This window comes from Mesorhizobium sp. NPDC059025 (assembly GCF_042739655.1).
Classification (GTDB): Bacteria; Pseudomonadota; Alphaproteobacteria; order Rhizobiales; family Rhizobiaceae; genus Mesorhizobium.
On sequence record NZ_JBHYIM010000004.1, the window covers coordinates 104,492 to 126,420 of the forward strand.

Below are 21,929 nucleotides of genomic sequence, written 5' to 3' on the forward strand. Positions count from 1 at the left end.
TTAATGCCGCCTTAACCATCGCCTCGATAGTCTGGGTTTCGAATCTGCCGGAATGCGTCCCGCATCCGGCCCAGGCAACGACAGACGGGGAAATTCATGCGTTCAGGGGCATCGGCACCGCTCGCGATGACTGGCACCGGACACGGTTTCCAGGCGTTCCTGCGACGCCAGGCCGGCCGGCTTGTCGGCGGAGCGCTGTTCGTTTTCGTCGCTTTCGGCGTGGCCGCGCTGGCGACCTGGAACGTTGCCGATCCCTCCTTCTCCCATGCCACCGACAATCCGGTGACCAATGCCATGGGGTATCCGGGTGCGGTATTCTCCGATCTCGCCACCCAGTTCCTCGGCCTTTCCGCCGTCGCCGCGCTGGTCCCGGCCGTGATCTGGGGTTTCCTGTTGTTCTCCGCCCGCGGCGTCGACAAGATGCCGCGCCGTGGCGTCTCATGGTTCGGTTTCGCCCTGCTTGCGGCAGCCATGGCCGGCTGCGTCGTGCCGCCCAAGACCTGGCCGTTGCCAAGTGGTCTCGGTGGTGTCTTCGGCGACATGGTGTTGAAGGTGCCGGGGATATTCCTGGGGGGATATCCGACCGGTGTCGCCGCCAGCATCATCGCCGTCCTTCTGGCCGCTCCCGCACTCTGGCTGTTCGCCTATGGGGCGGCGCTGATTTCCCGTGCCAACGGCTTTGCCGTCATCGACGAGCCCGAGCCGAAGCGTCGCGAGAAGGAAGAAGACCGCGACGCCATCCTGTTCGAGAATGAAGAGGATGACGACGACAATGGCGGCCTGCTGGCGCTTGGCGCCGTCACCCACTGGTGGCTTTCATTCCGCGCCTGGCTGCATCGCCGTGCCGCCGCCCGTCGGCGCGAAGAGGAGGGCGAGTTCGATTTCGCCGAAATGCCGTCGCGGGAAAGCGCCTGGCGGCGCGCGGCGGAACGTGTGGAATCAGCCGAACTCGCTGAAGCCCGCATGAGCTCGAGCGGTCGTGCCCGCGTCGAACCCGAGTTCTTCGCGGCGATGGTCAAGGACCGCCATCCAACGGTCGATCCCGCGGTCGCCCCGTTCGAGACCGATGATTTCGACAATGGCGATTTCGGTGAAGCCGATGTCGAGCGCGACGAGGACGATTATGCCTATGACCAGCCCGTGGGCTCGCAGAGGGCCGGCTCTACTACCCAGGTGCGCAATTTCCGCTCCGATGCCGCAACGCGGGTCGAAGCACCTGCACCACGGCCGACCCAGGGCGCGCGCGTCCAGCGCGAGGCCCAGACCTCGCTGATCGCCCCCAGCAGTTTCGAGATGCCCTCGCTGCATTTCCTCTCAGAGCCAAAAAGCGTAGCCCGCGACCCAAGCCTGTCCAAGGACGCGCTGGAACAGAATGCGCGCCTGCTGGAAGGCGTGCTGGAGGACTTCGGCGTCAAGGGCGAGATCATCCATGTCCGGCCCGGTCCCGTGGTCACGCTCTACGAACTCGAGCCGGCGCCCGGCATCAAATCGAGCCGTGTCATCGGTTTGGCCGACGACATCGCCCGTTCGATGAGCGCGATCGCGGCCCGTGTCGCCGTCGTGCCCGGTCGCAACGCCATCGGCATCGAGCTGCCCAATGCCAAGCGCGAGATGGTCTATCTGCGCGAGATCCTGGCGAGCCGCGATTTCGAGGACAGCAAGGCCAAGCTCGCGCTTGCGCTGGGCAAGACCATCAATGGCGAGCCTGTCATCGTCGACATCGCCAAGATGCCGCACGTGCTGGTGGCCGGTACCACGGGTTCCGGCAAGTCGGTGGCCATCAACACCATGATCCTGTCGCTGCTCTACCGGTTGAAACCGGAAGAATGCCGCCTGATCATGATCGATCCGAAGATGCTGGAACTCTCCGTCTATGACGGCATTCCACACCTGCTCACCCCTGTCGTCACCGATCCGAAGAAGGCCGTGGTCGCGCTGAAATGGACGGTGCGCGAGATGGAGGATCGCTACCGCAAGATGTCCAAGGTCGGCGTGCGCAACATCGACGGCTTCAACCAGCGCGTCGCGCAGGCAGACAAGAAGGGCGAAAAGATCTCGCGGACCGTCCAGACCGGCTTCGATCGCCAGACCGGCGAAGCGATCTATGAGACGGAGAATCTCGATCTCGAACCGATGCCTTACATCGTCGTCATCATCGACGAGATGGCCGACCTGATGATGGTGGCCGGCAAGGACATCGAAGGCGCCGTGCAACGCCTTGCGCAGATGGCGCGCGCCGCCGGCATCCACGTCATCATGGCAACGCAGCGTCCATCCGTCGACGTCATCACCGGCACGATCAAGGCGAATTTCCCGACCCGTATCTCCTTCCAGGTGACGTCGAAGATCGACAGCCGCACCATCCTCGGCGAACAGGGTGCGGAACAGCTGCTCGGCATGGGCGATATGCTCTACATGGCCGGCGGCGGCCGTATCCAGCGCGTGCACGGTCCATTCGTGGCCGACGACGAAGTCGAGAAGGTGGTGCAGCACCTGAAGCTGCAGGGTGTGCCTGAATATCTCGACGCAATCACCGAAGACGACGAGGACGGTGATGACGAGCCGTCGGGTCGTGGTGGCTCTGGTGGCGGCAACAGCAATCTCGATGATTCCGACGACCCATACGACCAGGCGGTCGCCGTGGTGTTGCGTGACGGCAAGGCATCGACCAGCTACATCCAGCGCCGTCTCGGCATCGGCTACAATCGCGCGGCCTCGATCATCGAACGGATGGAGCAGGAAGGCATCGTCGGCGCAGCCAATCACGCGGGAAAACGCGAAATCCTGGTGCCGACGGAAGAAGACAAGTTCTGACGGGAGGGATGGTCAAACTAAAGCCCAACTGAGGGTCCATTGGCTGTCCGGAACAACGATACGAGAGTAAGCGGCATGAAAGACGATCTTTTCGCAGCGACAGCCGGTCTTGCCCTGACGCGGCGGCGGTTGCTCGGGCTTGGCCTGATGGTGGCGGGAGCCGCCGCAGCCAATGCCGTGCCGGTGTTCATGCCCGTGGCTTCTGCCCAGGCCGGTGTCCCGCCTGCCGCGCAGAAGATCGCCGATCATTTCTCGGCCGTGAAGTCGATGACGGGCGAATTCGTGCAGTTCGGTCCGAAGGGCGAGCAGACCGGCGGCAAGTTCTTCATGGAACGCCCGGGCAAGATCCGCTTCAACTACGACGGCGCCAACAATTTCAAGGTGATCTCGGACGGCGAATCGGTGGTCCTGCTCAACAAGAAGCTGCAGACGTCCGATCTTTATCCGCTTTCCAAGACGCCGCTGAAGCTTCTGCTCGAAGACAGGATCGACCTGTCCGGCGACCGCGTGAAGACCGTGAAGGAAGAAGAAGATCTCACCACGATCAAGCTGTCGGACAAGCAGGTGTTCGGCAATTCTACCATCACCATGATGTTCGATCCGAAGACCTATGAACTGCGCCAGTGGACCATCACCGATGCGCAGGGCAAGGACACGACGGTGATGATCTTCAATACCAGGGAAGGTGTTTCCTTCGCGCCCGACACGTTCAAGATCGACTACACCGCCAACCGCGAACTCAATGCCAAGAAAGGCTTGCGCTAAGACTGGCAGCGGCAGTTTCGTTCCGGCTGCCGCCATCTCCCAACTCTTTGTGGAAATTCGACGCACCTGGCCGTTGTCCGATGCGCCGTCTTGTTTTTCCGAACCCGGGCTGGCAGGTTCCGCGCACATTCATCGCATTGATGCCTTCGCTTGAGCCCGCCGGCTTGACGGGCACGGGTTCGGAACACGCATGGCTTTTACCCTGGCAACCTGGAACATCAACTCGGTCAGGCTGCGCATGCCGCTGGTCGAGCAACTGATCGCCGAGCGCAATCCCGACGTCATCTGCCTGCAGGAAACCAAATGCCCGGACGATCTGTTTCCGGCGAATGCGTTCCGCAAGCTGGGCTACGAGCACATCGCGATCCACGGCCAGAAGGGTTACCACGGCGTCGCCACTGTCGCGCGGCGACCGATCGAGATCGTGGAGAAGCGCCGCTTCTGCGAGATAGAGGACAGCCGGCATATCTCCGTGCGGTTCGAGGCCGGTGGCAGGAAGATCGTGCTGCATAATTTCTACGTGCCGGCGGGTGGTGACGAACCAGATCCGGCGATCAACCCGAAATTCCGGCACAAGCTCGATTTCGTGCAGGAGATGAACGGTGTTCGCGCGGACGACAGTGACGGCGCAGGCTCGATCCTGGTCGGCGATCTCAACATCGCGCCGCTCGAACACGACGTCTGGTCGCACAAGCAGCTGCTCAACGTCGTCAGCCATACACCGGTCGAGACGGAGAGTTTCGAGGCCATGCGCAAGCAAGGGGCCTGGGCCGACCTGATGCGCCTCAACGTGCCTGTCGAGCAGAAGATCTACACCTGGTGGAGCTACCGCGCCGCCGACTGGCAGGCGTCTGATCGCGGCCGCCGGCTGGACCATATCTGGTCCTCCAACAATCTCGTGCCGGCCTTCACGGGGTATGAGATCCTGCGCACGGCGCGCGGCTGGGAGCGCCCATCCGACCATGTGCCTGTGATCGCCCGGTTCGATCTCTGAGGACGTTGTTCAGATGCTGTCCGCTTGCCATTCGGGACGCAGCAGCGACATCACCAGTTCGTCGCGATACTCGCCGCTGAAATAGGCGCTGCCGCGTGAAATGCCCTCGGCCTGGAAGCCGATCGCCTCATACATGCGTCGCGCGCGCAGATTGTCGGGGAACAGGCCGATGACGAGGCGATGAACATCGGTCTCCTCGAACGCGCGCGCGACAACGGCCGCAAGAAGGCGCCGTCCCTGGCCCTGGCCTGGACTGACGACGGCGACGCGACGTACCAGCGTCGTGCGTTCGAGCGCATTCCAGAAGCGCATCAGGACGAAGCCGATCGGTGTCAGGCCGTCATAACCGATGAAGTAGGCATGACTGCCGTCGACAAAAGCGTCGCGGTGCCTCTGCTCATCCCAGCGACCGACGAGCCGGTCATAGCCGTCCAATCGTTCGGTGGTCATGATGAAAGGCAAATTGTCGACGCTTGCGCGGAGGAGATGAAAGGTCGTGCTCATGGGCGTTTCCGTCAGGTCGTCCGCTCTATCTCTTGGCCATGCGACATGATCTCGTCGGAAAGGCGGCGATTCTTGCTTTTCAAGCTTCGGTTCGGGGACGTGCCCTAGCCGCCGAAACGCGGCGCCAGTTCTTCGATCCGCTCGATCAGTGCCTGCAGTTCCTCGACGATGCGCTGATGCAATTGCACGGCAAGGTCGGGATACTCCTCGAGAATGCGCCGGAACATCTTGCGGTTGAGACGCAGAACCTGCGAATCGATGGCTGCGGAGGCACTGGTCAGGCGTTTTGTATCGGCGATCAACGCCAGCTCGCCCAGGATCGCGCCTGGTCCTGCGGTGCTGATGACGACATGATTGCTGTCGGCTTCGCGATAGAGGGCGATGCGGCCGCTGATCACGACATAGGCGGAGTCGGCCTCATCCTCCTCGCGGTAGAGTTTCCGGTCCGCCGGCAGCGAGGTGGTCTCGGCGCCGAAGGCGAGCAGGCGCAGCTGTTCCGGCGTGAAGCCCTCGAAGAGCCTCACGGCGGACAGGATGCGGATGTCGTCATCCAGCGCCATCAGTTATGTCCCCGGACCGACAGGTCGTTCCCTCCGTTGCGCGACCCCACCCAAATCGCAATCCGGCCAACTACACTTAATTGACCAATAATATAGAGCCTTTAACAGAATCTGTTCGGACAGGGGAGCGGTTCGAGAAAAGGCAGCTTGCCGGGTGCCCATAAGAAAACGGCCGGGACAATCCCGACCGTTGGCAAACAGCGGCTCCGGCCCTGCTTTGGCAAGGCGAAGTACCGTTCAGGGAACCAGCTTGTAGCCGCCGCTTTCGGTGACGAGGATCGCCGCATTCGACGGATCGTGTTCGATCTTCTGGCGCAGGCGGTAGACGTGGGTTTCCAATGTGTGGGTGGTGACGCCGGAATTGTAGCCCCAGACCTCTTCCAGCAGCACATCGCGCGTTACGACCTTCTGCTCCGCGCGATAGAGGTACTTGATGATGGAGGCTTCCTTTTCGGTGAGCCGCACCTTGCCGCCGCGCTGGTCGATCAGAAGCTTCTGGCTCGGCTTGAAGGTATAGGGCCCGACGGTGAAGGTGGCATCCTCGCTCTGCTCGTGCTGGCGCAGCTGTGCGCGGATGCGCGCAAGCAGCACGGCGAAACGGAACGGCTTGGTCACATAGTCGTTGGCGCCGGCTTCCAGACCGAGGATCGTATCGGAATCCGTATCATGCCCGGTCAGCATGATGATCGGCGCCTTGTAGCCGCCCTTGCGCAGGATTTTCACCGCCTCGCGACCGTCCATGTCCGGCAGGCCGACGTCCATGATCAAGAGGTCGATCATACCGTTCCGCGCCGTCGCGACGCCTTTCGCCGCGCTGGTTTCCTGCAGGACGTCGAATTCCTCATAAAGCGACAATTGCTCTGCCAGCGTGGTGCGGAGGTCTTCGTCGTCGTCGACAACAAGGATGGTGCGTGAAGTCATGGATCAATCCGTTGTTTCAAAATTACAAAATGATAGGTGTGTCGTCGACTGGCATCCGTGTATGCGGATGTTGTCGCCTTAAACAGCTGATCACGGTAATTTGTTCCATGACGCTATCATATCCGAAAAACCGTGTGCGCAATGGGGCAGGGCGATCCTTGGCCACAGGTCTTCGAACACTGGTCGTTCGGGCGCGGCCAGGTGATGGAACCAAAGGGCTTCTGCAGGCAGGAAAGCTGGTGTTTCCCTGCGCCCTTGGCAGGGGCGGGATTTCGTCGAACAAGCGCGAAGGTGATGGAGCGACGCCGCTCGCGGCGATGCGCATTCTCTCCGGCTATTTCCGCAACGACCAGTTTTCCGGGGGGCGGCGTACGCGGCTTGCGATGGCAGCCATCAGCCCCGACCTCGGCTGGTGCGAGGTGCCGGATGACCGCAACTACAACCGGCCGGTCAGGATTCCCTATGGCGCCAGCCACGAGCGCATGAAACGGGACGACCGGCTCTACGATGCCTGCCTCGTGCTCGACTGGAATGTCGCGCCGCGCCGCCGCGGGCGCGGCAGCGCGATCTTCTTCCATCTGGCGCGACCTGGTTTCACGCCGACCCAGGGCTGTGTGGCCGTGACCGCGCGGACCATGGCGCGGTTGTTGCCACTGCTGTCGGACCGGACCGTGATGAAGGTAGTGCGCTAAGCGATCGGATTTGGGTTCAGCGCACCGCGTTTTCGTTAAAAACGGACATGCTCTATCGGCGCCTCGGCTGCCGTGGCGTCTGCCAGCCGAGATCGAGCAGGCCAAGGCGCTGGGGAGCTTCGGTGACCGTGCGCGCAACGTCTTCCGGACGCAGGCCGACGTCACGCAGGTAGGAGTCCGAAAGGGCTTCCGCGTTCTGCAGCGGCAACGATGCGGCGACACGAGCCTGCCGCAACCAGTCCAGGACAGGCTGGATGCGGCTCGGCCGCAGCGGCTGGGATTTCAGGACAATGGCAGACATGATCAGATTCTTTCAAAGCAGCGAAGCTTAAGCTGCGCTTGGCAATTTTCGACTGATCCCAGTATCTCGCATTGAAACGCAAGGGGGAAACGAGTAGTTCTTGGCAGATCATCAAGGGGCGCTTGAAGATAGCCATGTCCCGTCTGCTGCCTGGAACCCGTGCTTTGCGGACGCTGGAAGCCGCGGGCCGGCATCTCAATTTCACCCGCGCAGCCGACGAACTCGGGCTGACGCCAGCGGCGGTCAGCTACCAGATCAAGGAAATCGAGGATCAGCTCGGCCTGATCCTGTTCACGCGCACCAGCCGCAGCATTCGCCTGACCGAAGCCGGGCTTGCGCTTGTGGATGCGTCGGCGGATGCGCTGGAAACACTGAACCGTGCGGTGACCAAGGCAAAAAAACTCTCCCGCGGCGCGGCACAGTTGAAGGTCACCGCCAGCGCTGAATTCGCCACGCGTTGGTTGCTCCGCCGTGTCGATGGCTTCCGCAAACTGTATCCCGATATAGATCTGCGTTTCGACATCACCTATGACGTTCGCGATTTCGACCGCGACGACGTCGACATCGGCGTTCGCTTCGGAACCGGCAAGTATCCAGGGCTTCGTGCCGAGAGACTGTTCGAAAACGTCATCATTCCGGTGTGCAGTCCCGAACTGCTGCGCCAGGGGCCGCCACTCAATGAACCGCGCGACCTGCTCAGGCACACACTGGTTCATATCGAGTGGGTACGCCAAGGCATCGTCTGGCCGAACTGGCGCATGTGGATGGCCGCAGCCGGCATCGAGGACTTCGACGACAGCCGCACTGTGGTCATGACAACCTCCACCGATGCCATCGCCGCTGCCGCCGGCGGCAATGTCGTGGCACTGGCCGATTTCGCCATGGTCGCCAACGATCTGTCGGAAGGCCGCCTGGTGCGACCGTTCGAACTCGGCATCAAGGTGCCACCGGAATTCGCCTACTTCCTGGTCTATCCGGAGGCATCGGCGCAGGATGCGCGGATCATTGCCTTCAAGGATTGGGTCCTGGCCGAAGCGCATGCACCGCCGGTCGACGCAGTCCGGTCAAGTTGGGACGATTTCTGAACGGCAATGGGGCGGGTTTCAGGAGCCAGGTGCGCCGAACCAGCCGACAACAGCGCCCATGATCAGCATCACGCCCAACCAATGCCCGGCGTCGATCGCGGTAAGGGCCCAGCTGGAACCCTGATAGCGGTGGTTGACCGTCAGTGTCGTGGCAATGAAACCCAGCCACAGCACAAAGCCGAGGACCACGCCAGCGATGATACTGGGGGAACCGCCTGTCATCGCGGCAACGACCAACGCGACGATGATCGCCATGACAAACTCGCCGATGAAGCCGATGACAAAGGGCGAGACGGATCTGTTCATCCTGGTTGGGTCGAGGCGCGCCGCCTTAAGCCATGGCTTGCTCAAGGTCATGTACCAGGCCGCACCGAACAGCCATGCGAGAATGGCGGCCACGGCGACCGCGAGCCAGTTGATTGCAGAGAAATCCATGATTTTCTCCCCCTGTGAGGGAGATGGAACGCCCGTTCTCTGGCGGCGTCAAGTGAAACGCCAGACGGTCGTACGCTTCACCTCGGCATCCTCCAATGCCCGCGTGACCGGCACTTCATAGGTCGCCAGCCGCTCAAGGCCGGTCCTGGGCAGGTAGGCGCGGCCGGGATCACCGATAAGGATATCGGCGCCACGGGTCTTCAGCGCGGAGAACCACGGCAGCAGTCGGTCGGCAAAGGGCTTTTCGTAGAAGACGTCGCCGGCGAGCACCACGTCCCAGCCGCTGTCGATGCCGACCTGATCCTGGCCGGTGAAGCCAATCGTCACGCCGTTGGCCATGGCGTTGAGACGGATCGCTGCCTCGCAGAAAGGATCGATATCTGCTGCTTCGGCAGATACCGCACCGGCTTTCATTGCCGCGATGGCAACCAGGCCCGAGCCTGAAGCAAAATCCAGCACGCGGCGACCGCGCACGACTTCCGGATGGTCGAGCACATAGCGGGCCAATCCTTGTCCGCCGGCCCAGGCAAACGCCCAGAACGGCGGCGGCAGGCCGATTTCTGCCAGTTGTTCCTCGGTACGACGCCACAGATCATGTGCCTCATCAGCAAGGCGCAGCGTGATTTCACGCACATGCGGCGGCGCCATCGGCGCCGTGTTGTCGAGGATGAAGCGCTCGGCGGTTCGCGGTGTCAGCCTCACGGTGCGGGGTCGAGACCGCCCATGCGACAGACTTCCTTCCATTCCTGAGGCGTCACCGGCTGCACCGACAGACGGCCCAGCCTGACCAGCGCCATTTCCGACAGCTTCGGATTGTTCTTGATGTCCGCCAGCGTCGGCGGCGTCGGCACATCGCGAACCGCCCGGATATCGACGCATTCCCAGCGCGGATCGTCGGTCGTCGTGTCATGGTGGGCCAGGGCGCAGACTTCGGCAATGCCGACGATGTTGAGCCCCTCGTTGGAATGGTAGAAGAAGCCGAAATCGCCGATCTGCATCGCCTTCATGTTGTTGCGGGCGGCATAATTGCGCACACCGTCCCATTGCGTGCCGGCCTTGCCCTTCTCCTTCAGCATGTCGAAGGAGAATTTGAACGGTTCGGATTTGAAGAGCCAATAGTTCATCGTGGTCCCTCTGCTGCCTGGAATACCTTGTTGCCGTTTCAGGCTTCGGCCGGTTTGTTGAACACCCAATTCCACGGCTTGACGTCGACGCTCTCGAAAAGCCCTGCCTTGGCGTAAGGGTCGGCTGCAGCCAGTGCCTCGGCAGCGGCGAGGTCTGTGGCCTCGATGACGACAAGGCTGCCGTTCGGCTTGCCGTCGGCGTCGAGGAAGGGGCCGGCAAAGGCGAGTTTCCTGTCGGCGTTCAATCCGTTGAGAAAGTTGACGTGATCAGGGCGCGCATCGAGGCGCACCTGGAGGTGACCGGGTTTGTCCTTGCAGATCAGCGCAAACAGCATCGTGCTTCCTCAATCGGTTCGGTTTAGTCGGTTTCCGTTTTCAGAGGCCGCGTCATCAGCATGGAGACGGCTTCGCCGATGGTGATGGCGCCTTCCAGAATGGCGGCGACGGCGGAGATGATCGGAGCGTCGATGCCTTGCTCGGCGGCAAGGCGGGCTGCGATCGCCGCCGTCGGCACCCCCTCGGCCAGCGGCCGGCCGACTAGCGTTTCGCCGCGTCCCAGCGCGAGCCCATAGGCAAAATTGCGCGATTGCGCCGATGAACAGGTCAGCATCAGATCGCCGAGGCCGGAAAGTCCCATCAGTGTCTCGGGCTTGGCGCCGAAGGCGGCGCCAATGCGGCGCAGTTCGACAAAGCCTCGGGTCACCATGGCGGCCTGCGCACTGGCGCCGAGGCCTGCACCGTTCACGGCGCCGGCCGCGAGCGCGAAAACATTCTTCAACGCGCCGCCGATCTCGACACCGACAAGATCGTCGCTGGAGTAGCAGCGCAGATTGCGCGCCGAAAACAGCGCCGCAAGCTCCGCCGCCAGGATCTCATCGCGCGCGGCAACGACAACCGCAGTCGGCAGGCCCTTGGCAACGTCCGTGGCAAAGCTCGGTCCTGACAGGGCGGCGATCGGATTGTCGGGCAGGATCTCGCCAGCGATCGTCGAAAGCAGCGCGCCTGTGTCGCGCTCTATGCCCTTGGCGCACAAGACTACCGGTACGGCAGCGGCGATGTGTGGCCTGGCTTCAGCCAGAACCTGGCGCAGCGACTGCGCCGGCGTGACGGCAAGGATGCAATTGCTGCCGCCGAGGGCCTCCGCCAGCGAGGAGCTTGCCTCGATACCCTGGTCGATGGCGATGCCGGGCAGATAGTGCGGGTTCTCGCCCCGGCGAATGGCGGTCACCATTTCTGCGTCGCGGGCCCACAAGGACACCTTTTGGCCGGCGCGCAGCATGGCCTGCGCCAGCGCGGTACCCCAGGCTCCGCCGCCGAGCACGGTTATGTGGCGGACAGTTGCTTGCCGTTCGCTCATGCCTTGGCTCCTCGTCTGCCAGAGCCCACCACCGGCGCCGAAACCGCGTCGAGCGGCCAGCGCGAACGCGGCACGAAGTCGAAGGCATCCTCTTCCTCGAGCCGTGCGTTCAATCGCTCGATGCCTGCCCAGGCAATCATTGCCGCATTGTCGGTGCACAGTTTGAGCGGCGGCGCGACAAAGCGGAAGCCCGCCTTGTCGCAGAGCGTCTCCAGCGTTGCCTTGATCATCCGGTTGGCCGCAACGCCGCCGGCAACGACGAGGGCGGGTTGCTTTTCGTGCGGAAATTCCGCCTTGAAACGGGCCAATGCCCGCGAAACACGGTCCGCCAGCGCATCGGCGACGGCTGTCTGGAACGAGGCGCAGACATCGGCGACGTCCTGTTCGGTCAGCGGCGCGATCGCCTGTGCCGCCTGGCGCACAGCGGTCTTCAGCCCGGAAAACGAGAAATCGGGCTGAGTCGAACCCTTCATCGGTCGTGGAAAGGCAAAGCGGGTCGGATCGCCTGCCACGGCAGCCTTCTCGACATTGGGACCACCCGGATAAGGCAAGCCCAGCATCTTGGCGGTCTTGTCGAAAGCCTCGCCCAGCGCATCGTCGATGGTGGTGGCCCAGCGTTGGTAATCGCCGACGCCGGCGACCCGCACGATCTGGGTATGCCCGCCGGAGACCAGCAGCAGCAGGTAAGGAAAGGCAAGGCCATCGGTCAGCCGGGCCGTCAAGGCATGGCCTTCGAGATGATTGATGGCGAGCAGCGGCTTTCCGGCGGCGGCGGCGATCGCTTTTGCCGTCATCAGGCCGACGATCAGGCCTCCGACAAGCCCTGGACCGGCCGTCGCGGCAACGGCGTCGATATCACGCAGGTCGGTGCCGGAATCGGCAAGTGCCGCCTCGACGATGCCGTCCAGTGCCTCGACATGAGCGCGCGCGGCGATCTCGGGCACGACGCCACCGAATGCCGCATGTTCGGCGATCTGGCTGAGTACGACGTTGGACAGGATTTTCGGCGCGGAGGCGCCGTCCAGCGCCACGACACTGGCCGCCGTCTCGTCACAGCTCGTCTCTATACCCAGAACGCGGATCAATTCGCCGCAAACCTCGATGATTGCCGATCAGCAACTTCCCCGTTAGGAGGAAGGCTGGATATCCGGAGCTCAGGCTCCGAGCCGGGGTTATCACGGACCGCGCTTGATGCAAACAACCTTGAAGATTGGAACCCGAGGCAGCCTTCTGGCGCTGGCACAGGCGCATGAAACGCGCGACAGGCTGATGGCGGCGCATGGATTGCCTCAACAGGCATTCGAAGTTGTCGTCATTTCGACCAGCGGCGACCGCATCCAGGACCGGCCGCTGTCGGAAGCTGGCGGCAAGGGGCTCTTCACCAAGGAGATCGAGGAAGCGCTGCTGGACGGGCGCATCGATATCGCCGTGCACTCGTCCAAGGACATGCCGACGACGCTGCCGAAGGGGTTGGAATTGTCCGCCTTCCTGCCGCGCGAAGATGCCCGTGAAGCGTTCATCAGCCGGAAAGCAGCTCGCATCGTCGAGCTACCGGCGGGGGCCAAGGTGGGTTCCTCGTCGCTCAGGCGCCAGGCCTTGATTCGCCGGATGCGCCCGGATCTCGATGTCGTCTTGTTCCGGGGCAATGTGCAGACAAGGCTGCGCAAGCTCGACGAGGGCGTCGCCGACGGCACCATTCTCGCCCTGGCCGGGCTGAAGCGGCTCGATCTGGAGCATGTCGCCACCGACGTGATGTCGCTGGAAGCGTTTCCGCCGGCGCCGGGCCAAGGTGCGATCTGCATCGAAAGCCGCATCGGCGATGCGGAAACGGGCGCCATGCTGGCTGCCATCCACGATGTCCCGACGGGCCAGGCGCTGGCTTGCGAGCGCGCTTTCCTTGCCGCACTGGACGGTTCGTGCCGCACGCCGATCGCCGGCTATGCGACGGTTGCCGCCGGTCAACTGTCCTTTTCAGGCATGATCCTGACACCCGACGGCAGCGACGTCCGCCAGGTGGCGCGAGACGGGCTCGGCGAAGACGCCGCGGCAATCGGCGCCGAGGCCGGGGCCGATGTGCGGGCACGCGCCGGCGCGCACTTCTTCGAAGGCTGGAATTGATGGCTTTCGGGGCGGAGCGGCACTGAATGAAACGCGTGCTGGTGACGCGGCCGGAACCCGGCGCCGGCCGGACGGCGGCACGGCTTCGCGAGCGCGGCTTCGAGCCGGTGGTGCTGCCGCTTTCGGAAACGCGCACGTTGCCCGCCGTCCTGGAAATTTCGCCCGAAACCGTCTCTGCCCTGCTGGTGACCAGCGCCAATGCCGTGCGCCATGCGCCGGCTGACCTGCTGGCGCAACTCTCAAATCTGCCTTGCCATGTCGTCGGACCCAAGACGGCCGGGGCTGCACGCGCGGCCGGGCTTTCCGTCGTCGAAACAGGATCCGGCGATGCCAGGCAACTGGCAGAATTGATCGCGCCGGGGCTTGCCGGCAAGACTGTCCTCTACCTGTGCGGGCGTGTCCGTTCCGCGGAGTTCGAGGCATATCTTGCCGGGGAGGCGGTCAAGGTGCTGCCAGTCGAGACCTATGACACGCTGCCGGTCGACTATCCCGGCAAGGTTGCGGCGACACAACTGGCCGGCCAACCGGTGGCCGCGGTGCTGCTCTATTCCGCAAAGGCAGCGCGGACCTATTCGACATTGGTGCAGCGGCCGGAACTGGCGCGCTATTTCGAAGAGACCCGTGTCCTGACGCTGTCGGCACGTGTTGCACAGGCTGTCAGCACCGGTTTTCCGGGGCGGCTTGCGGTCGCAACGCGGCCGGACGAGGACGCCTTGCTGGCACTGCTCGGCGCTGCGGAATGAGGCTGCTTCATCATACCGCCCCTTTTCACAGCTTGGAGGTGTGGTAGACCGTTTTAAGCCTGCCGCCTGACGGTCCGAACCATTTGGGGAGCCGAAGCATGGTCAAGACGCCCAAGACGCGCCACTCCAGGAGCCGTCGCGAACCGGTGACGATCGATCTCGATCCAGCCGATGTTTCGCGGGTGGGCGACAAAGACCGGCCTGACACCGGCAAGCAGCCGGAAGAGGCCCTGGCCGCACAGGCGGACATTTCAGAAACCGAATCGCCCAAAGAGGTCCCGGCAAGCGCTTCCGGCGCCAGTCCGGCCGCGACTGAGGATAAAGTTTCTGAGTCCCGCGGTTTCGACTACGACTTTGGCGAAAGCGATGCCCGGACGCAGTCGAAAGCGACGGAGCAAGGAACGGCGCCCGAAGCGGCGAAGGTCGCAGACGGCGACAAGACGAATGGGGGCTTCGTGAACAATCAGCCCGTGGAACCGAAACGGGGCGGTCCAGGTGTCCTTGCCGCCGGTGTGATCGGCGGGGTGGTCGCCCTCGCCGGGATGGGCGCTCTGCAGGCTGCGGGCCTGTTCGGCTCCTCTGCAGCGAACAGCGAAATTGCAGCGCTCAAAAGCGAGGTGGCGGCGCTCAAATCCAGCTCCAAGCCGGATGCGTCGGTCGAGCTCTCGGCAGCACTTGATCAGGTGAAGACCGATGTCGCCACACTGAAGGCGGCGCCGGCCGCGAGTGCCGACGAAGGGCAAGTCAAAACGCTTTCCGACAAGATTGCCGAGCTTGATGCGGCACTTACTGCGTTGCGCAACGAAAGTGGGGCCGTCGATCTTGGACCATTGAACAGCAAGGTGACGACACTCGACGCGCAGATGCAGTCTGCGCAGCAGGCTGCTGCTGCGCTCGATGGCCGTCTTGGCATGGTCGAGCAGCAGGCGTCGCAGCTTGCAGGCAAGGTGGATGCGCAGGCTTCGCAACCGAAGATAGCGCTGGCCATCGCCGCATCGGCGCTGAAGGCTTCACTCGAGCGTGGCGCGCCGTTCGCCGCGGAACTCGATACGTTCGCGGCGGTCCGGCCGGATGCGCCGCAGATCGCGACTTTGCGCGCCTATGCCGAAAAAGGCGTCCCGAGCCGCATCGATATCGCCGCCGGCATGGCTGACGCCGCCAATGCGATGGTTTCGGCGGCGACGCCTGTCGATCCCGACGAGAGCATCTTCCAGCGCCTGCTGACCAGCGCCGAATCGCTGGTGAAGGTGCGACCGATCGGTGCCGTCGAGGGCAAGGGCGCTCCGGAAACCGTGGCGCGCATGGAAGTCGCCGTGAACCAGGGCGACTATGCCAAGGCGCTTTCCGAGTTCGACACGCTGCCCGACACGGCCAAAGCCGCCGGTGCCGATTTCGCCGGCAAACTCAAGGCCCGGCAAGACGCGGAAGCGGCGGTGAACGAGCTGGTGTCCGGCGCAATGAAAGGATGACGAGATGATCCGCATCCTGTTCTATCTCGCCATCATCTTCGCGCTTGGATTGGGTTTTGCATGGCTGGCCGACCGGCCCGGCGAAATGGTGGTCACCTTCTCCGGCTACCAGTATCAGGTCAGCCTGATGGTCGCGGCAGTGGCTGTCGTCGCGGTCGTAGCCGCGGTGATGCTCACCTGGTGGCTGCTCAAATCGATCTGGAACAGTCCGTACGCGATCGCCCGGCATTTCCGTGTGCGCCGCCGCGACCGCGGCTATCAGGCGCTGTCGACCGGCATGATCGCGGCGGGTGCCGGTGACGGCGCGCTGGCACGTCGCAAAGCCAAGGAAGCCGTCAAGCTGATCCGGTCCGACCAGGAGCCGCTGATCAATCTGCTCGATGCGCAGGCCTCGCTGCTGGAAGGCGACCATGACGGCGCCCGCCAGAAATTCGAGGCGATGCTCGATGATCCTGAAATGCGGCTGCTCGGCCTGCGCGGGCTCTACCTCGAAGCCGAACGGCTGGGCGACCGCAATGCGGCCCGCCACTATGCAGGCCGTGCGGCATCGGTGGCGCCGCAATTGGCGTGGGCCGCCGAAGCGACAATGGAAGAGCTCGCGGCTCGCGGCGACTGGGATGGTGCGCTGAAGCTGGCCGATGCGCAAAAGTCGAGCCACCAGGTCGAACGCGATGTCGCCAATCGGCGCCGTGGTGTGCTTTTGACCGCCAAGGCCGAGGCGCTGATGGACAGCGATGTCGTTGGCGCCAAGGCAGCCGCGCTCGAGGCGAACAAGCTGCTGCCGGAATTCACCCCGGCGGCGATCGTTGCCGCCAAGGTGCTTTTCAAGCAGAACGATCTGCGCAAGGGTTCGAAGATCCTCGAAACCGCATGGCGGGCGGAGCCGCATCCGGATCTCGCCGATCTTTATGTCCATGCCAGGCCGGCCGATGCGGTGCTCGATCGCCTTGGCCGCGCCCGAAAACTGCAGGAGATGAAGAAGAACCACGCTGAATCCTCCCTTGCGGTGGCACGCGCGGCGCTTGACGCCCAGGATTTGGTGCTGGCTCGCGAAGAAGCCGAGGCGGCAGCCCGCATGCAACCCAGCGAGGGCACCTACCTGCTGCTTGCCGATATCGAAGAGGCCGATGGCGGCAATCAGGGCAAGGTGCGGCAGCTGCTCTCGCAAGCGGTGCGCGCGCCGCATGACGCTGCCTGGGTGGCCGACGGTGTCACCGCGGAGCGCTGGGCGCCGATTTCGCCGGTGACCGGGCGGCTCGACGCTTTCGAGTGGCGTGGCCCGGTGGAACGCGCCGGCAGGCTCATCGAGGCAAGCCGGCCGGTTCCGAACGTGGCGCCACCATCCCTGGCCGGACCCGAGCGCGATGACGACGACGTCGTCGTGGTGGACGCAGAAACGGTTCCTGCTTCAAACGGCACGCCAGTGACGAGCCATTCTGTCGCAGCGGCCGACCCTGACGAGACGCCGCACCAGCCCGACGATCCAGGCGTCGGCCCCGACGACGAGGTTGAAAAGCCGCGCCGTTTCCGGTTGTTTTGAAAAGCCACGACTTGATCGCGCTCCGGAAAGGACCAGATTATCCTTATGTTCGAACGTGTTCTGTCTTTTCTGAAAGAGCTGCCTTCGGTCGGTGCGCATAGCCGTCCCCGGGCGGACGATCCACGTGTCGCGGCAGCAGCGCTGCTCTATCATGTCATGAATGCCGACGGCGTGCGCCAGGATGTCGAGTGGGAGCGGTTCAAGGTCATCCTCGCCGAGACTTATTCCGTCGAGGGCCAGGAGCTGGAAGCCTTGGCGGCAGCCGGCGAGAAGGCCGACAACGAGGCGATCGACCTCTATGCCTTCACCAGTGTCCTCAAGCGTGATCTCGAGCCCGAGCAGCGCAAGGCCTTCATCGGGTTGATGTGGGAAATCGTCTATGCGGACGGCGAACTGCACGAGCTCGAAGACAACACCGTCTGGCGGGTGGCCGAGTTGCTCGACGTCGAGCGGGCTGACCGGGTGGCAGCACGGCGGAAGGCGGCAGCCGAGGTTCCGGGAGCCAAGGGCAGCGCGAACGACGAATGAGCAGGGCCGGACATTCGTGAAAGCTGACCAGCGGCCCCGCATCCTGATCGTCCTGCATCAGGAAAGCTCCAGCCCCGGGCGCGTCGGCCACATGCTGATCGAAGCGGGCTATGAGCTCGACATACGCCGTCCGCCGCTTGGCGATCAGCTTCCGCAGACGCTCAGCCAGCATGCCGGTGCCGTCGTGTTCGGCGGACCGATGAGCGCCAACGACCACCACGAGGAATTCGTGCTGCGCGAAACCGATTGGCTGGCGGTGCCGCTCAAGGAGAGCAAACCTCTCCTTGGCATCTGCCTGGGTGCGCAGATGCTGGTCAATCACCTCGGCGGCAAGGTCGATGGCCATCGCGACGGACTGGTCGAGATCGGCTGGTATCCGCTGCGCGCCACCGAGGAAGGCAAGAAGCTGATGCATTGGCCGGAAATGGTCTACCATTTTCACCGCGAGGGCTTTTCGCTGCCGAGGGACGCAACGCTGCTTGCGACCTCAGACAATTATCCCAACCAGGCCTTTCGTTATGGCGACAAGGCCTGGGGTATCCAGTTCCATGGCGAGCTCACCCGTATGATGATGCAGCGCTGGGTGGTGCATGGGGCGCATCGCTTCGAACTGCCGGGCGCCCAGCCCGGCCGCGACCACCTCGGCGGTCGGTTGATCTGGGACATGCACCTGAAGCGTTGGCTGGGTGAGTTCCTGGAAAGGATCTTCGGTCGCCCGGCCGCCCGCTGATCGAAGACCTGCTTATTCCCGAATGTCGAGGCGGCGTACCTTGCGCAGGTCCGGGAAGACCGCAGCCCAGATTCCGGCAACCACGATGGCACCGAGGCCACCGACGACCACCGCCGGCACGGTGCCGATCAGCGCCGCCATGGTGCCGGCGCGGAATTCGCCGACCTCGTTCGAAGCGCCGACAAAGACCTGGTTGACGGCGTTGACGCGGCCGCGAACCTCGTCCGGGGTCCAAAGCTGGATCAGCGTCTCGCGGATATAGACGCTGACCATATCGGTGGCGCCGAGCAGTGCGAGCGCAACGATCGAGAGCCAGGTGATGGTGGACAGCCCGAACAGCGCCGTGACGGCGCCGAACACCGCAACGAAGAACAGCATCACCGCACCGGCATGGTCGCGCAGCGGATGGCCGGCCAGCCAGACGGCGACGCACAAGGCGCCAATGCCGGGAGCCGAGCGCAGCATCCCAAGACCCCATGGACCGAGGTCGAGGATGTCGCGGGCATAGACGGGTAGCAGCGCGGTCGCACCGGAAAGCAGCACGGCCACCAGGTCGAGTGAAATCGCACCCAGCACGACTTTCTCACGCCAGATGTAGTGGAAACCCGCAAACAGGCTCTCCAGGCTGGGTTTATCGGTTTCGCTGCGTTGTGCGGGTTTCGGAATGCCGAGAATCAGCAGGAGTGCGAACAGCATCAGCACGGCGGCGGTACCGTAGGCGATCTCAGATGACAGGCCGTAGAGCAGGCCGCCGGCAACCGGGCCGATGATTGTCGCGGTCTGCCAGGCGGACGAATTCCAGGCAATCGCGTTGGCGAAATCCTTCGGCGGCACGAGGTTGGCGACCAGCGAAGCCGAAGCGGGGCCGAAGAAGGCACGGGCAACCCCAAACAGGAGAAGCACGCCGAAGACCGGGAACGGCGAATACAGCCCATGCCAGGTCAGAAGCAGCAGCACCAGCGCGCAGGCCGCCTCCATCAGCGTTGCCAGCGCCATGATCCTGCGACGGCCGAAACGATCGGCGACGACGCCGGTGACCAGCACCAGAAGGAGCGACGGCAGGAATTGCACGATGCCGACCAGGCCAAGGTCGAAGGGATCGCGGGTGAGGTCGTAGATCTGCCAGCCAACCGCCACGGAAACGACCTGGGTGGCGAAGGTGATCAGAAAGCGGGAGGCCCAATAATTGCGAAATGCCGCGTGACGGAAGGCAGCATAACGCTGATCCGGAGACGGTCGGGATTCGGGAGACATTGAATTCAGCCCTTGGTGGTTTACACAGGCCGGCCGGGCTCTTCCACCATGGGCGCTGTTCCGGTGCGGGAGCTATAAACCAGTTTGCGGCGTTGCGCGCGGATAATTTTCGCCGTGCATGCGATCGGGATAAAAAGTCTGTCCTGTCAGTCGCGCAATGCCGCCGAGATTGCGGCAAGGCCGCCGCGAAGCTCGTCAGCGGTCGGCCAGCCGAAACCGACGCGAAAGAAGCTTTTCGGCATTTCGAACCAGTGGCCTGGGCCGACATAGGTGCCGTGTTTCTCGAGCAGCCTGAGGTAGAACCCATCGAGATCAAAATCAGGGGCGGTGTCGATGCGCGGGAAACCAACGACGCCACCCGACGGCTGCACCCAGTCGACCAGCGGCTCGTTGTCGATCCAGTCCTGAACGATGGCGCGCCGCGCCGCCATCTCGGGCAGCAGTCCGGCGAGAAAGGCATCGCGCTGTTCCAGCATGGTGCGGGCGATCGCCTCGTCGATGACGCTGCCGCAGATGCCGATCTGTTCCTTCGCCGCAAGGAACCTTTCCTGCAGCTCGCTATCGCGCGTGATCAGCCAGCCGATACGGATGCCAGGAATGCCGAAGGCCTTGGACAGCGAGGAGACGCTGATGGCGTGTTTGCTGAGCGACGCTGCTGCCGGCAGCCTGGTGCCATAGCTGAGATCGCGATAGGTCTCGTCGACCAGGAGATAGCAACCGTGTTGCTCTGCGAGGGCGATCAGCCGATCGAGATCGGCGCGGCTCATCATCGTTCCGGTCGGATTGTGCGGGCAGGTGACGCTGATGTACCGGGTCTCGGGTCGCAATGCGGCGGCAATGCGCTGGATATCGATGGTGAAACCATCCTCGAAAGCGAGATCGATGTAGCTGATGGCGCAGCCAATCGCTTTGGGAGTCTCGATGTTGGTGGCGTAGTTCGGCCGCACCACGACAAGGTGGTCGCGTTCCGACAAGAGCGTCGTGGCGATGATGAAAAGTGCGCCGGCCGCGCCCGCAGTGACCAGCACATCATCCGATGTCAGGCCTTTGTCCGTGGCGGCGATCAGCTCGCGCAAGGCCCGGTCGCCGCGATGTTCACCGTAGAAGAGGGTGAGGTCCGGCAGCTTCAGCCCGATATCGGAAAGCTTCTGGTCGGCGATGGAGCTCTCGGAGAGGTTGTAGCGGATGCGGTCATAGCCGTATTCCTCCGGCGCTTCCTTCTCGATCACCATGCGCGCGTAGTTCATCGGCAAACCTCCATCCCCTTGGAGCGCACAAGGATGCTCCAGCACTTTGATTTGACTTCAGCCTAGGGGAGAAGGCTTGCGCGAAACAATCCCGGGCCTGGGATTAGCTTCTCGGCTGCAGGCCCGAGACGATCAGCGCGTAATATTGCAGGGCGAAGTCGACGGCGCGGGTTTTGCCCTCCGGCCGGAACCAGCGCACCATCCAGTTCATCAAAGACAGGACCGCACGGGCAGCGGTGGCGACATCGTCGATGGCGAAGGCGCCGCTGGCCTTGCCGTCGGCGAGCAAGGTGCGCAGCAGCGATTCATAGCGATCCCGCAGTGCCAACTGCTGTTCGGTCCAGTGGTTCTTTTCGATGCCGCCGAATCCGTGCAGCATGACGACGAATGCGGCATGGTTGGCCTCGAGGAATTCCGCCTGCGCGCGCATGAAGGCCTTCAGCCTGTCAGGCGGGATTGCTGCTGCATTCACCTGGGCGCTGACAGCGGCATATTGCCGTTCCAGAAGGTCGATCATCATCTCGTCGAAGATGTCCTTCTTGGTCGGGAAGTAGTGGTAGACAGCGGCCTTTGTCACACCCACCGACTGCGCGACGTCGTTGAGCGAGGCGCCTTCGAAACCATGGGCGGCGAAAAGTTTCGCCGCGGCATCCAGGATGGTGGCGCGGGGCGCCGGCATGCTGGGTGGCCGACCTACCGGTGCTTTCGCTGTCTTGACCTGATCGGACTGTTGACGGGGCATGGGTCA

24 protein-coding genes are annotated in these 21,929 nt (G+C 63.4%); 11 read left to right on the forward strand and 13 right to left on the reverse strand.

Annotated elements, in window-relative coordinates:
• Nucleotides 1-96: 96 nt before the first annotated feature.
• The 3 genes from ACFWYE_RS11765 (at nt 97) to ACFWYE_RS11775 (ending at nt 4,573) form a co-directional block, all read left to right on the forward strand.
• Nucleotides 97-2,814 (forward strand): DNA translocase FtsK, encoded by a 2,718-nt coding sequence (locus ACFWYE_RS11765; protein WP_379111534.1) that lies wholly within the window; start codon nt 97-99, stop codon nt 2,812-2,814.
• A gap of 75 nt (nt 2,815-2,889) precedes the next feature.
• Nucleotides 2,890-3,579, forward strand: a complete 690-nt coding sequence (locus ACFWYE_RS11770) for an outer membrane lipoprotein carrier protein LolA (protein ID WP_379065381.1) — start codon at nt 2,890-2,892, stop codon at nt 3,577-3,579.
• A gap of 190 nt (nt 3,580-3,769) precedes the next feature.
• Nucleotides 3,770-4,573 (forward strand): exodeoxyribonuclease III, encoded by an 804-nt coding sequence (locus tag ACFWYE_RS11775; protein ID WP_379111535.1) that lies wholly within the window; start codon nt 3,770-3,772, stop codon nt 4,571-4,573.
• 9 nt (nt 4,574-4,582) lie between these two features.
• On the opposite strand, the gene ACFWYE_RS11780 is transcribed toward ACFWYE_RS11775, so the two are convergent.
• The 3 genes from ACFWYE_RS11780 to ACFWYE_RS11790 form a co-directional block, all read right to left on the reverse strand.
• Nucleotides 4,583-5,077, reverse strand: coding sequence for a GNAT family N-acetyltransferase (locus ACFWYE_RS11780; RefSeq protein ID WP_379111536.1), 495 nt, complete (start codon nt 5,075-5,077; stop codon nt 4,583-4,585).
• A 104-nt stretch (nt 5,078-5,181) separates the two neighbouring features.
• Nucleotides 5,182-5,637: a cyclic nucleotide-binding domain-containing protein gene (locus ACFWYE_RS11785; protein ID WP_379065390.1), complete on the reverse strand. Its 456-nt coding sequence runs from the start codon at nt 5,635-5,637 to the stop codon at nt 5,182-5,184.
• Between the two features lie 237 nt (nt 5,638-5,874).
• Complete coding sequence (locus ACFWYE_RS11790) at nt 5,875-6,558, reverse strand: response regulator transcription factor (RefSeq protein WP_379065392.1); 684 nt, start codon at nt 6,556-6,558, stop codon at nt 5,875-5,877.
• 107 nt (nt 6,559-6,665) lie between these two features.
• Between ACFWYE_RS11790 and ACFWYE_RS11795 the strand changes: the two genes are divergently transcribed.
• A complete protein-coding gene (locus ACFWYE_RS11795; protein ID WP_379111965.1) occupies nt 6,666-7,250 on the forward strand; it encodes a L,D-transpeptidase in 585 nt (194 codons plus the stop codon).
• A 52-nt stretch (nt 7,251-7,302) separates the two neighbouring features.
• On the opposite strand, the gene ACFWYE_RS11800 is transcribed toward ACFWYE_RS11795, so the two are convergent.
• On the reverse strand, nt 7,303-7,551 hold the full coding sequence (locus ACFWYE_RS11800; protein WP_379111537.1) for a hypothetical protein: 249 nt from the start codon (nt 7,549-7,551) through the stop codon (nt 7,303-7,305).
• A 134-nt stretch (nt 7,552-7,685) separates the two neighbouring features.
• On the opposite strand from ACFWYE_RS11800, the gene ACFWYE_RS11805 reads away from it, so the two are divergent.
• On the forward strand, nt 7,686-8,636 hold the full coding sequence (locus ACFWYE_RS11805) for a LysR substrate-binding domain-containing protein (protein ID WP_379111538.1): 951 nt from the start codon (nt 7,686-7,688) through the stop codon (nt 8,634-8,636).
• 18 nt (nt 8,637-8,654) lie between these two features.
• Here ACFWYE_RS11805 and ACFWYE_RS11810 read toward each other — a convergent pair whose 3' ends face one another.
• The 6 genes from ACFWYE_RS11810 to tsaD are packed head-to-tail and all read right to left on the reverse strand — an operon-like array spanning nt 8,655 to nt 12,634.
• Entirely contained in the window at nt 8,655-9,071 is a 417-nt protein-coding gene (locus tag ACFWYE_RS11810) for a DUF1761 domain-containing protein (RefSeq protein ID WP_379111539.1), read from the reverse strand.
• Nucleotides 9,072-9,119: 48 nt separating this feature from the next.
• Nucleotides 9,120-9,815 (reverse strand): class I SAM-dependent methyltransferase, encoded by a 696-nt coding sequence (locus tag ACFWYE_RS11815; RefSeq protein WP_379111540.1) that lies wholly within the window; start codon nt 9,813-9,815, stop codon nt 9,120-9,122.
• Nucleotides 9,770-10,195, reverse strand: a complete 426-nt coding sequence (locus tag ACFWYE_RS11820; protein ID WP_379111542.1) for an EVE domain-containing protein — start codon at nt 10,193-10,195, stop codon at nt 9,770-9,772. Before ACFWYE_RS11820 ends, ACFWYE_RS11815 begins: the two co-directional genes overlap by 46 nt.
• 38 nt (nt 10,196-10,233) lie before the next feature.
• The gene (locus ACFWYE_RS11825; protein WP_379111544.1) at nt 10,234-10,530 is read right to left on the reverse strand and encodes a YciI-like protein; all 297 of its coding nucleotides are present in this window, start codon (nt 10,528-10,530) and stop codon (nt 10,234-10,236) included.
• A gap of 23 nt (nt 10,531-10,553) precedes the next feature.
• On the reverse strand, nt 10,554-11,552 hold the full coding sequence (locus ACFWYE_RS11830; protein ID WP_379065406.1) for an NAD(P)H-dependent glycerol-3-phosphate dehydrogenase: 999 nt from the start codon (nt 11,550-11,552) through the stop codon (nt 10,554-10,556).
• Nucleotides 11,549-12,634, reverse strand: a complete 1,086-nt coding sequence (gene tsaD, locus ACFWYE_RS11835) for a tRNA (adenosine(37)-N6)-threonylcarbamoyltransferase complex transferase subunit TsaD (RefSeq protein WP_379111967.1) — start codon at nt 12,632-12,634, stop codon at nt 11,549-11,551. Before tsaD ends, ACFWYE_RS11830 begins: the two co-directional genes overlap by 4 nt.
• 109 nt (nt 12,635-12,743) lie before the next feature.
• Here tsaD and hemC point away from each other — a divergent pair, with 109 nt between their 5' ends.
• The 6 genes from hemC (at nt 12,744) to ACFWYE_RS11865 (ending at nt 18,680) form a co-directional block, all read left to right on the forward strand.
• Entirely contained in the window at nt 12,744-13,670 is a 927-nt protein-coding gene (gene hemC, locus ACFWYE_RS11840) for a hydroxymethylbilane synthase (RefSeq protein WP_379111545.1), read from the forward strand.
• A gap of 26 nt (nt 13,671-13,696) precedes the next feature.
• Nucleotides 13,697-14,413, forward strand: coding sequence for a uroporphyrinogen-III synthase (locus ACFWYE_RS11845; RefSeq protein WP_379111547.1), 717 nt, complete (start codon nt 13,697-13,699; stop codon nt 14,411-14,413).
• A 98-nt stretch (nt 14,414-14,511) separates the two neighbouring features.
• Nucleotides 14,512-15,882: a COG4223 family protein gene (locus ACFWYE_RS11850; RefSeq protein WP_379111549.1), complete on the forward strand. Its 1,371-nt coding sequence runs from the start codon at nt 14,512-14,514 to the stop codon at nt 15,880-15,882.
• Nucleotides 15,883-15,886: 4 nt separating this feature from the next.
• Nucleotides 15,887-17,422 (forward strand): heme biosynthesis protein HemY, encoded by a 1,536-nt coding sequence (locus ACFWYE_RS11855; RefSeq protein ID WP_379111551.1) that lies wholly within the window; start codon nt 15,887-15,889, stop codon nt 17,420-17,422.
• 45 nt (nt 17,423-17,467) lie between these two features.
• Entirely contained in the window at nt 17,468-17,950 is a 483-nt protein-coding gene (locus ACFWYE_RS11860) for a TerB family tellurite resistance protein (RefSeq protein WP_379111553.1), read from the forward strand.
• Nucleotides 17,951-17,966: 16 nt separating this feature from the next.
• A complete protein-coding gene (locus ACFWYE_RS11865; protein ID WP_379065420.1) occupies nt 17,967-18,680 on the forward strand; it encodes a glutamine amidotransferase in 714 nt (237 codons plus the stop codon).
• 12 nt (nt 18,681-18,692) lie between these two features.
• On the opposite strand, the gene ACFWYE_RS11870 is transcribed toward ACFWYE_RS11865, so the two are convergent.
• From ACFWYE_RS11870 to ACFWYE_RS11880, 3 genes are all read right to left on the reverse strand, one after another.
• Nucleotides 18,693-19,934 (reverse strand): MFS transporter, encoded by a 1,242-nt coding sequence (locus ACFWYE_RS11870; RefSeq protein WP_379111555.1) that lies wholly within the window; start codon nt 19,932-19,934, stop codon nt 18,693-18,695.
• A 146-nt stretch (nt 19,935-20,080) separates the two neighbouring features.
• On the reverse strand, nt 20,081-21,181 hold the full coding sequence (locus tag ACFWYE_RS11875) for an aminotransferase class I/II-fold pyridoxal phosphate-dependent enzyme (RefSeq protein WP_379111557.1): 1,101 nt from the start codon (nt 21,179-21,181) through the stop codon (nt 20,081-20,083).
• 103 nt (nt 21,182-21,284) lie between these two features.
• The gene (locus ACFWYE_RS11880; RefSeq protein ID WP_379111558.1) at nt 21,285-21,860 is read right to left on the reverse strand and encodes a TetR/AcrR family transcriptional regulator; all 576 of its coding nucleotides are present in this window, start codon (nt 21,858-21,860) and stop codon (nt 21,285-21,287) included.
• Nucleotides 21,861-21,929: the final 69 nt, after the last annotated feature.

Coding starts and splice junctions, on each gene's coding strand:
- ACFWYE_RS11765 (WP_379111534.1), top strand. CDS start 97: ATGCGTTCAGGGGCATCGGCACCGCTCGCGATGACTGGCACCGGACAC.
- ACFWYE_RS11770 (WP_379065381.1), top strand. CDS start 2,890: ATGAAAGACGATCTTTTCGCAGCGACAGCCGGTCTTGCCCTGACGCGG.
- ACFWYE_RS11775 (WP_379111535.1), top strand. CDS start 3,770: ATGGCTTTTACCCTGGCAACCTGGAACATCAACTCGGTCAGGCTGCGC.
- ACFWYE_RS11780 (WP_379111536.1), bottom strand. CDS start 5,077: ATGAGCACGACCTTTCATCTCCTCCGCGCAAGCGTCGACAATTTGCCT.
- ACFWYE_RS11785 (WP_379065390.1), bottom strand. CDS start 5,637: ATGGCGCTGGATGACGACATCCGCATCCTGTCCGCCGTGAGGCTCTTC.
- ACFWYE_RS11790 (WP_379065392.1), bottom strand. CDS start 6,558: ATGACTTCACGCACCATCCTTGTTGTCGACGACGACGAAGACCTCCGC.
- ACFWYE_RS11795 (WP_379111965.1), top strand. CDS start 6,666: ATGACGCTATCATATCCGAAAAACCGTGTGCGCAATGGGGCAGGGCGA.
- ACFWYE_RS11800 (WP_379111537.1), bottom strand. CDS start 7,551: ATGTCTGCCATTGTCCTGAAATCCCAGCCGCTGCGGCCGAGCCGCATC.
- ACFWYE_RS11805 (WP_379111538.1), top strand. CDS start 7,686: ATGTCCCGTCTGCTGCCTGGAACCCGTGCTTTGCGGACGCTGGAAGCC.
- ACFWYE_RS11810 (WP_379111539.1), bottom strand. CDS start 9,071: ATGGATTTCTCTGCAATCAACTGGCTCGCGGTCGCCGTGGCCGCCATT.
- ACFWYE_RS11815 (WP_379111540.1), bottom strand. CDS start 9,815: ATGGAAGGAAGTCTGTCGCATGGGCGGTCTCGACCCCGCACCGTGAGG.
- ACFWYE_RS11820 (WP_379111542.1), bottom strand. CDS start 10,195: ATGAACTATTGGCTCTTCAAATCCGAACCGTTCAAATTCTCCTTCGAC.
- ACFWYE_RS11825 (WP_379111544.1), bottom strand. CDS start 10,530: ATGCTGTTTGCGCTGATCTGCAAGGACAAACCCGGTCACCTCCAGGTG.
- ACFWYE_RS11830 (WP_379065406.1), bottom strand. CDS start 11,552: ATGAGCGAACGGCAAGCAACTGTCCGCCACATAACCGTGCTCGGCGGC.
- hemC (WP_379111545.1), top strand. CDS start 12,744: ATGCAAACAACCTTGAAGATTGGAACCCGAGGCAGCCTTCTGGCGCTG.
- ACFWYE_RS11845 (WP_379111547.1), top strand. CDS start 13,697: ATGAAACGCGTGCTGGTGACGCGGCCGGAACCCGGCGCCGGCCGGACG.
- ACFWYE_RS11850 (WP_379111549.1), top strand. CDS start 14,512: ATGGTCAAGACGCCCAAGACGCGCCACTCCAGGAGCCGTCGCGAACCG.
- ACFWYE_RS11855 (WP_379111551.1), top strand. CDS start 15,887: ATGATCCGCATCCTGTTCTATCTCGCCATCATCTTCGCGCTTGGATTG.
- ACFWYE_RS11860 (WP_379111553.1), top strand. CDS start 17,468: ATGTTCGAACGTGTTCTGTCTTTTCTGAAAGAGCTGCCTTCGGTCGGT.
- ACFWYE_RS11870 (WP_379111555.1), bottom strand. CDS start 19,934: ATGTCTCCCGAATCCCGACCGTCTCCGGATCAGCGTTATGCTGCCTTC.
- ACFWYE_RS11875 (WP_379111557.1), bottom strand. CDS start 21,181: ATGAACTACGCGCGCATGGTGATCGAGAAGGAAGCGCCGGAGGAATAC.
- ACFWYE_RS11880 (WP_379111558.1), bottom strand. CDS start 21,860: ATGCCGGCGCCCCGCGCCACCATCCTGGATGCCGCGGCGAAACTTTTC.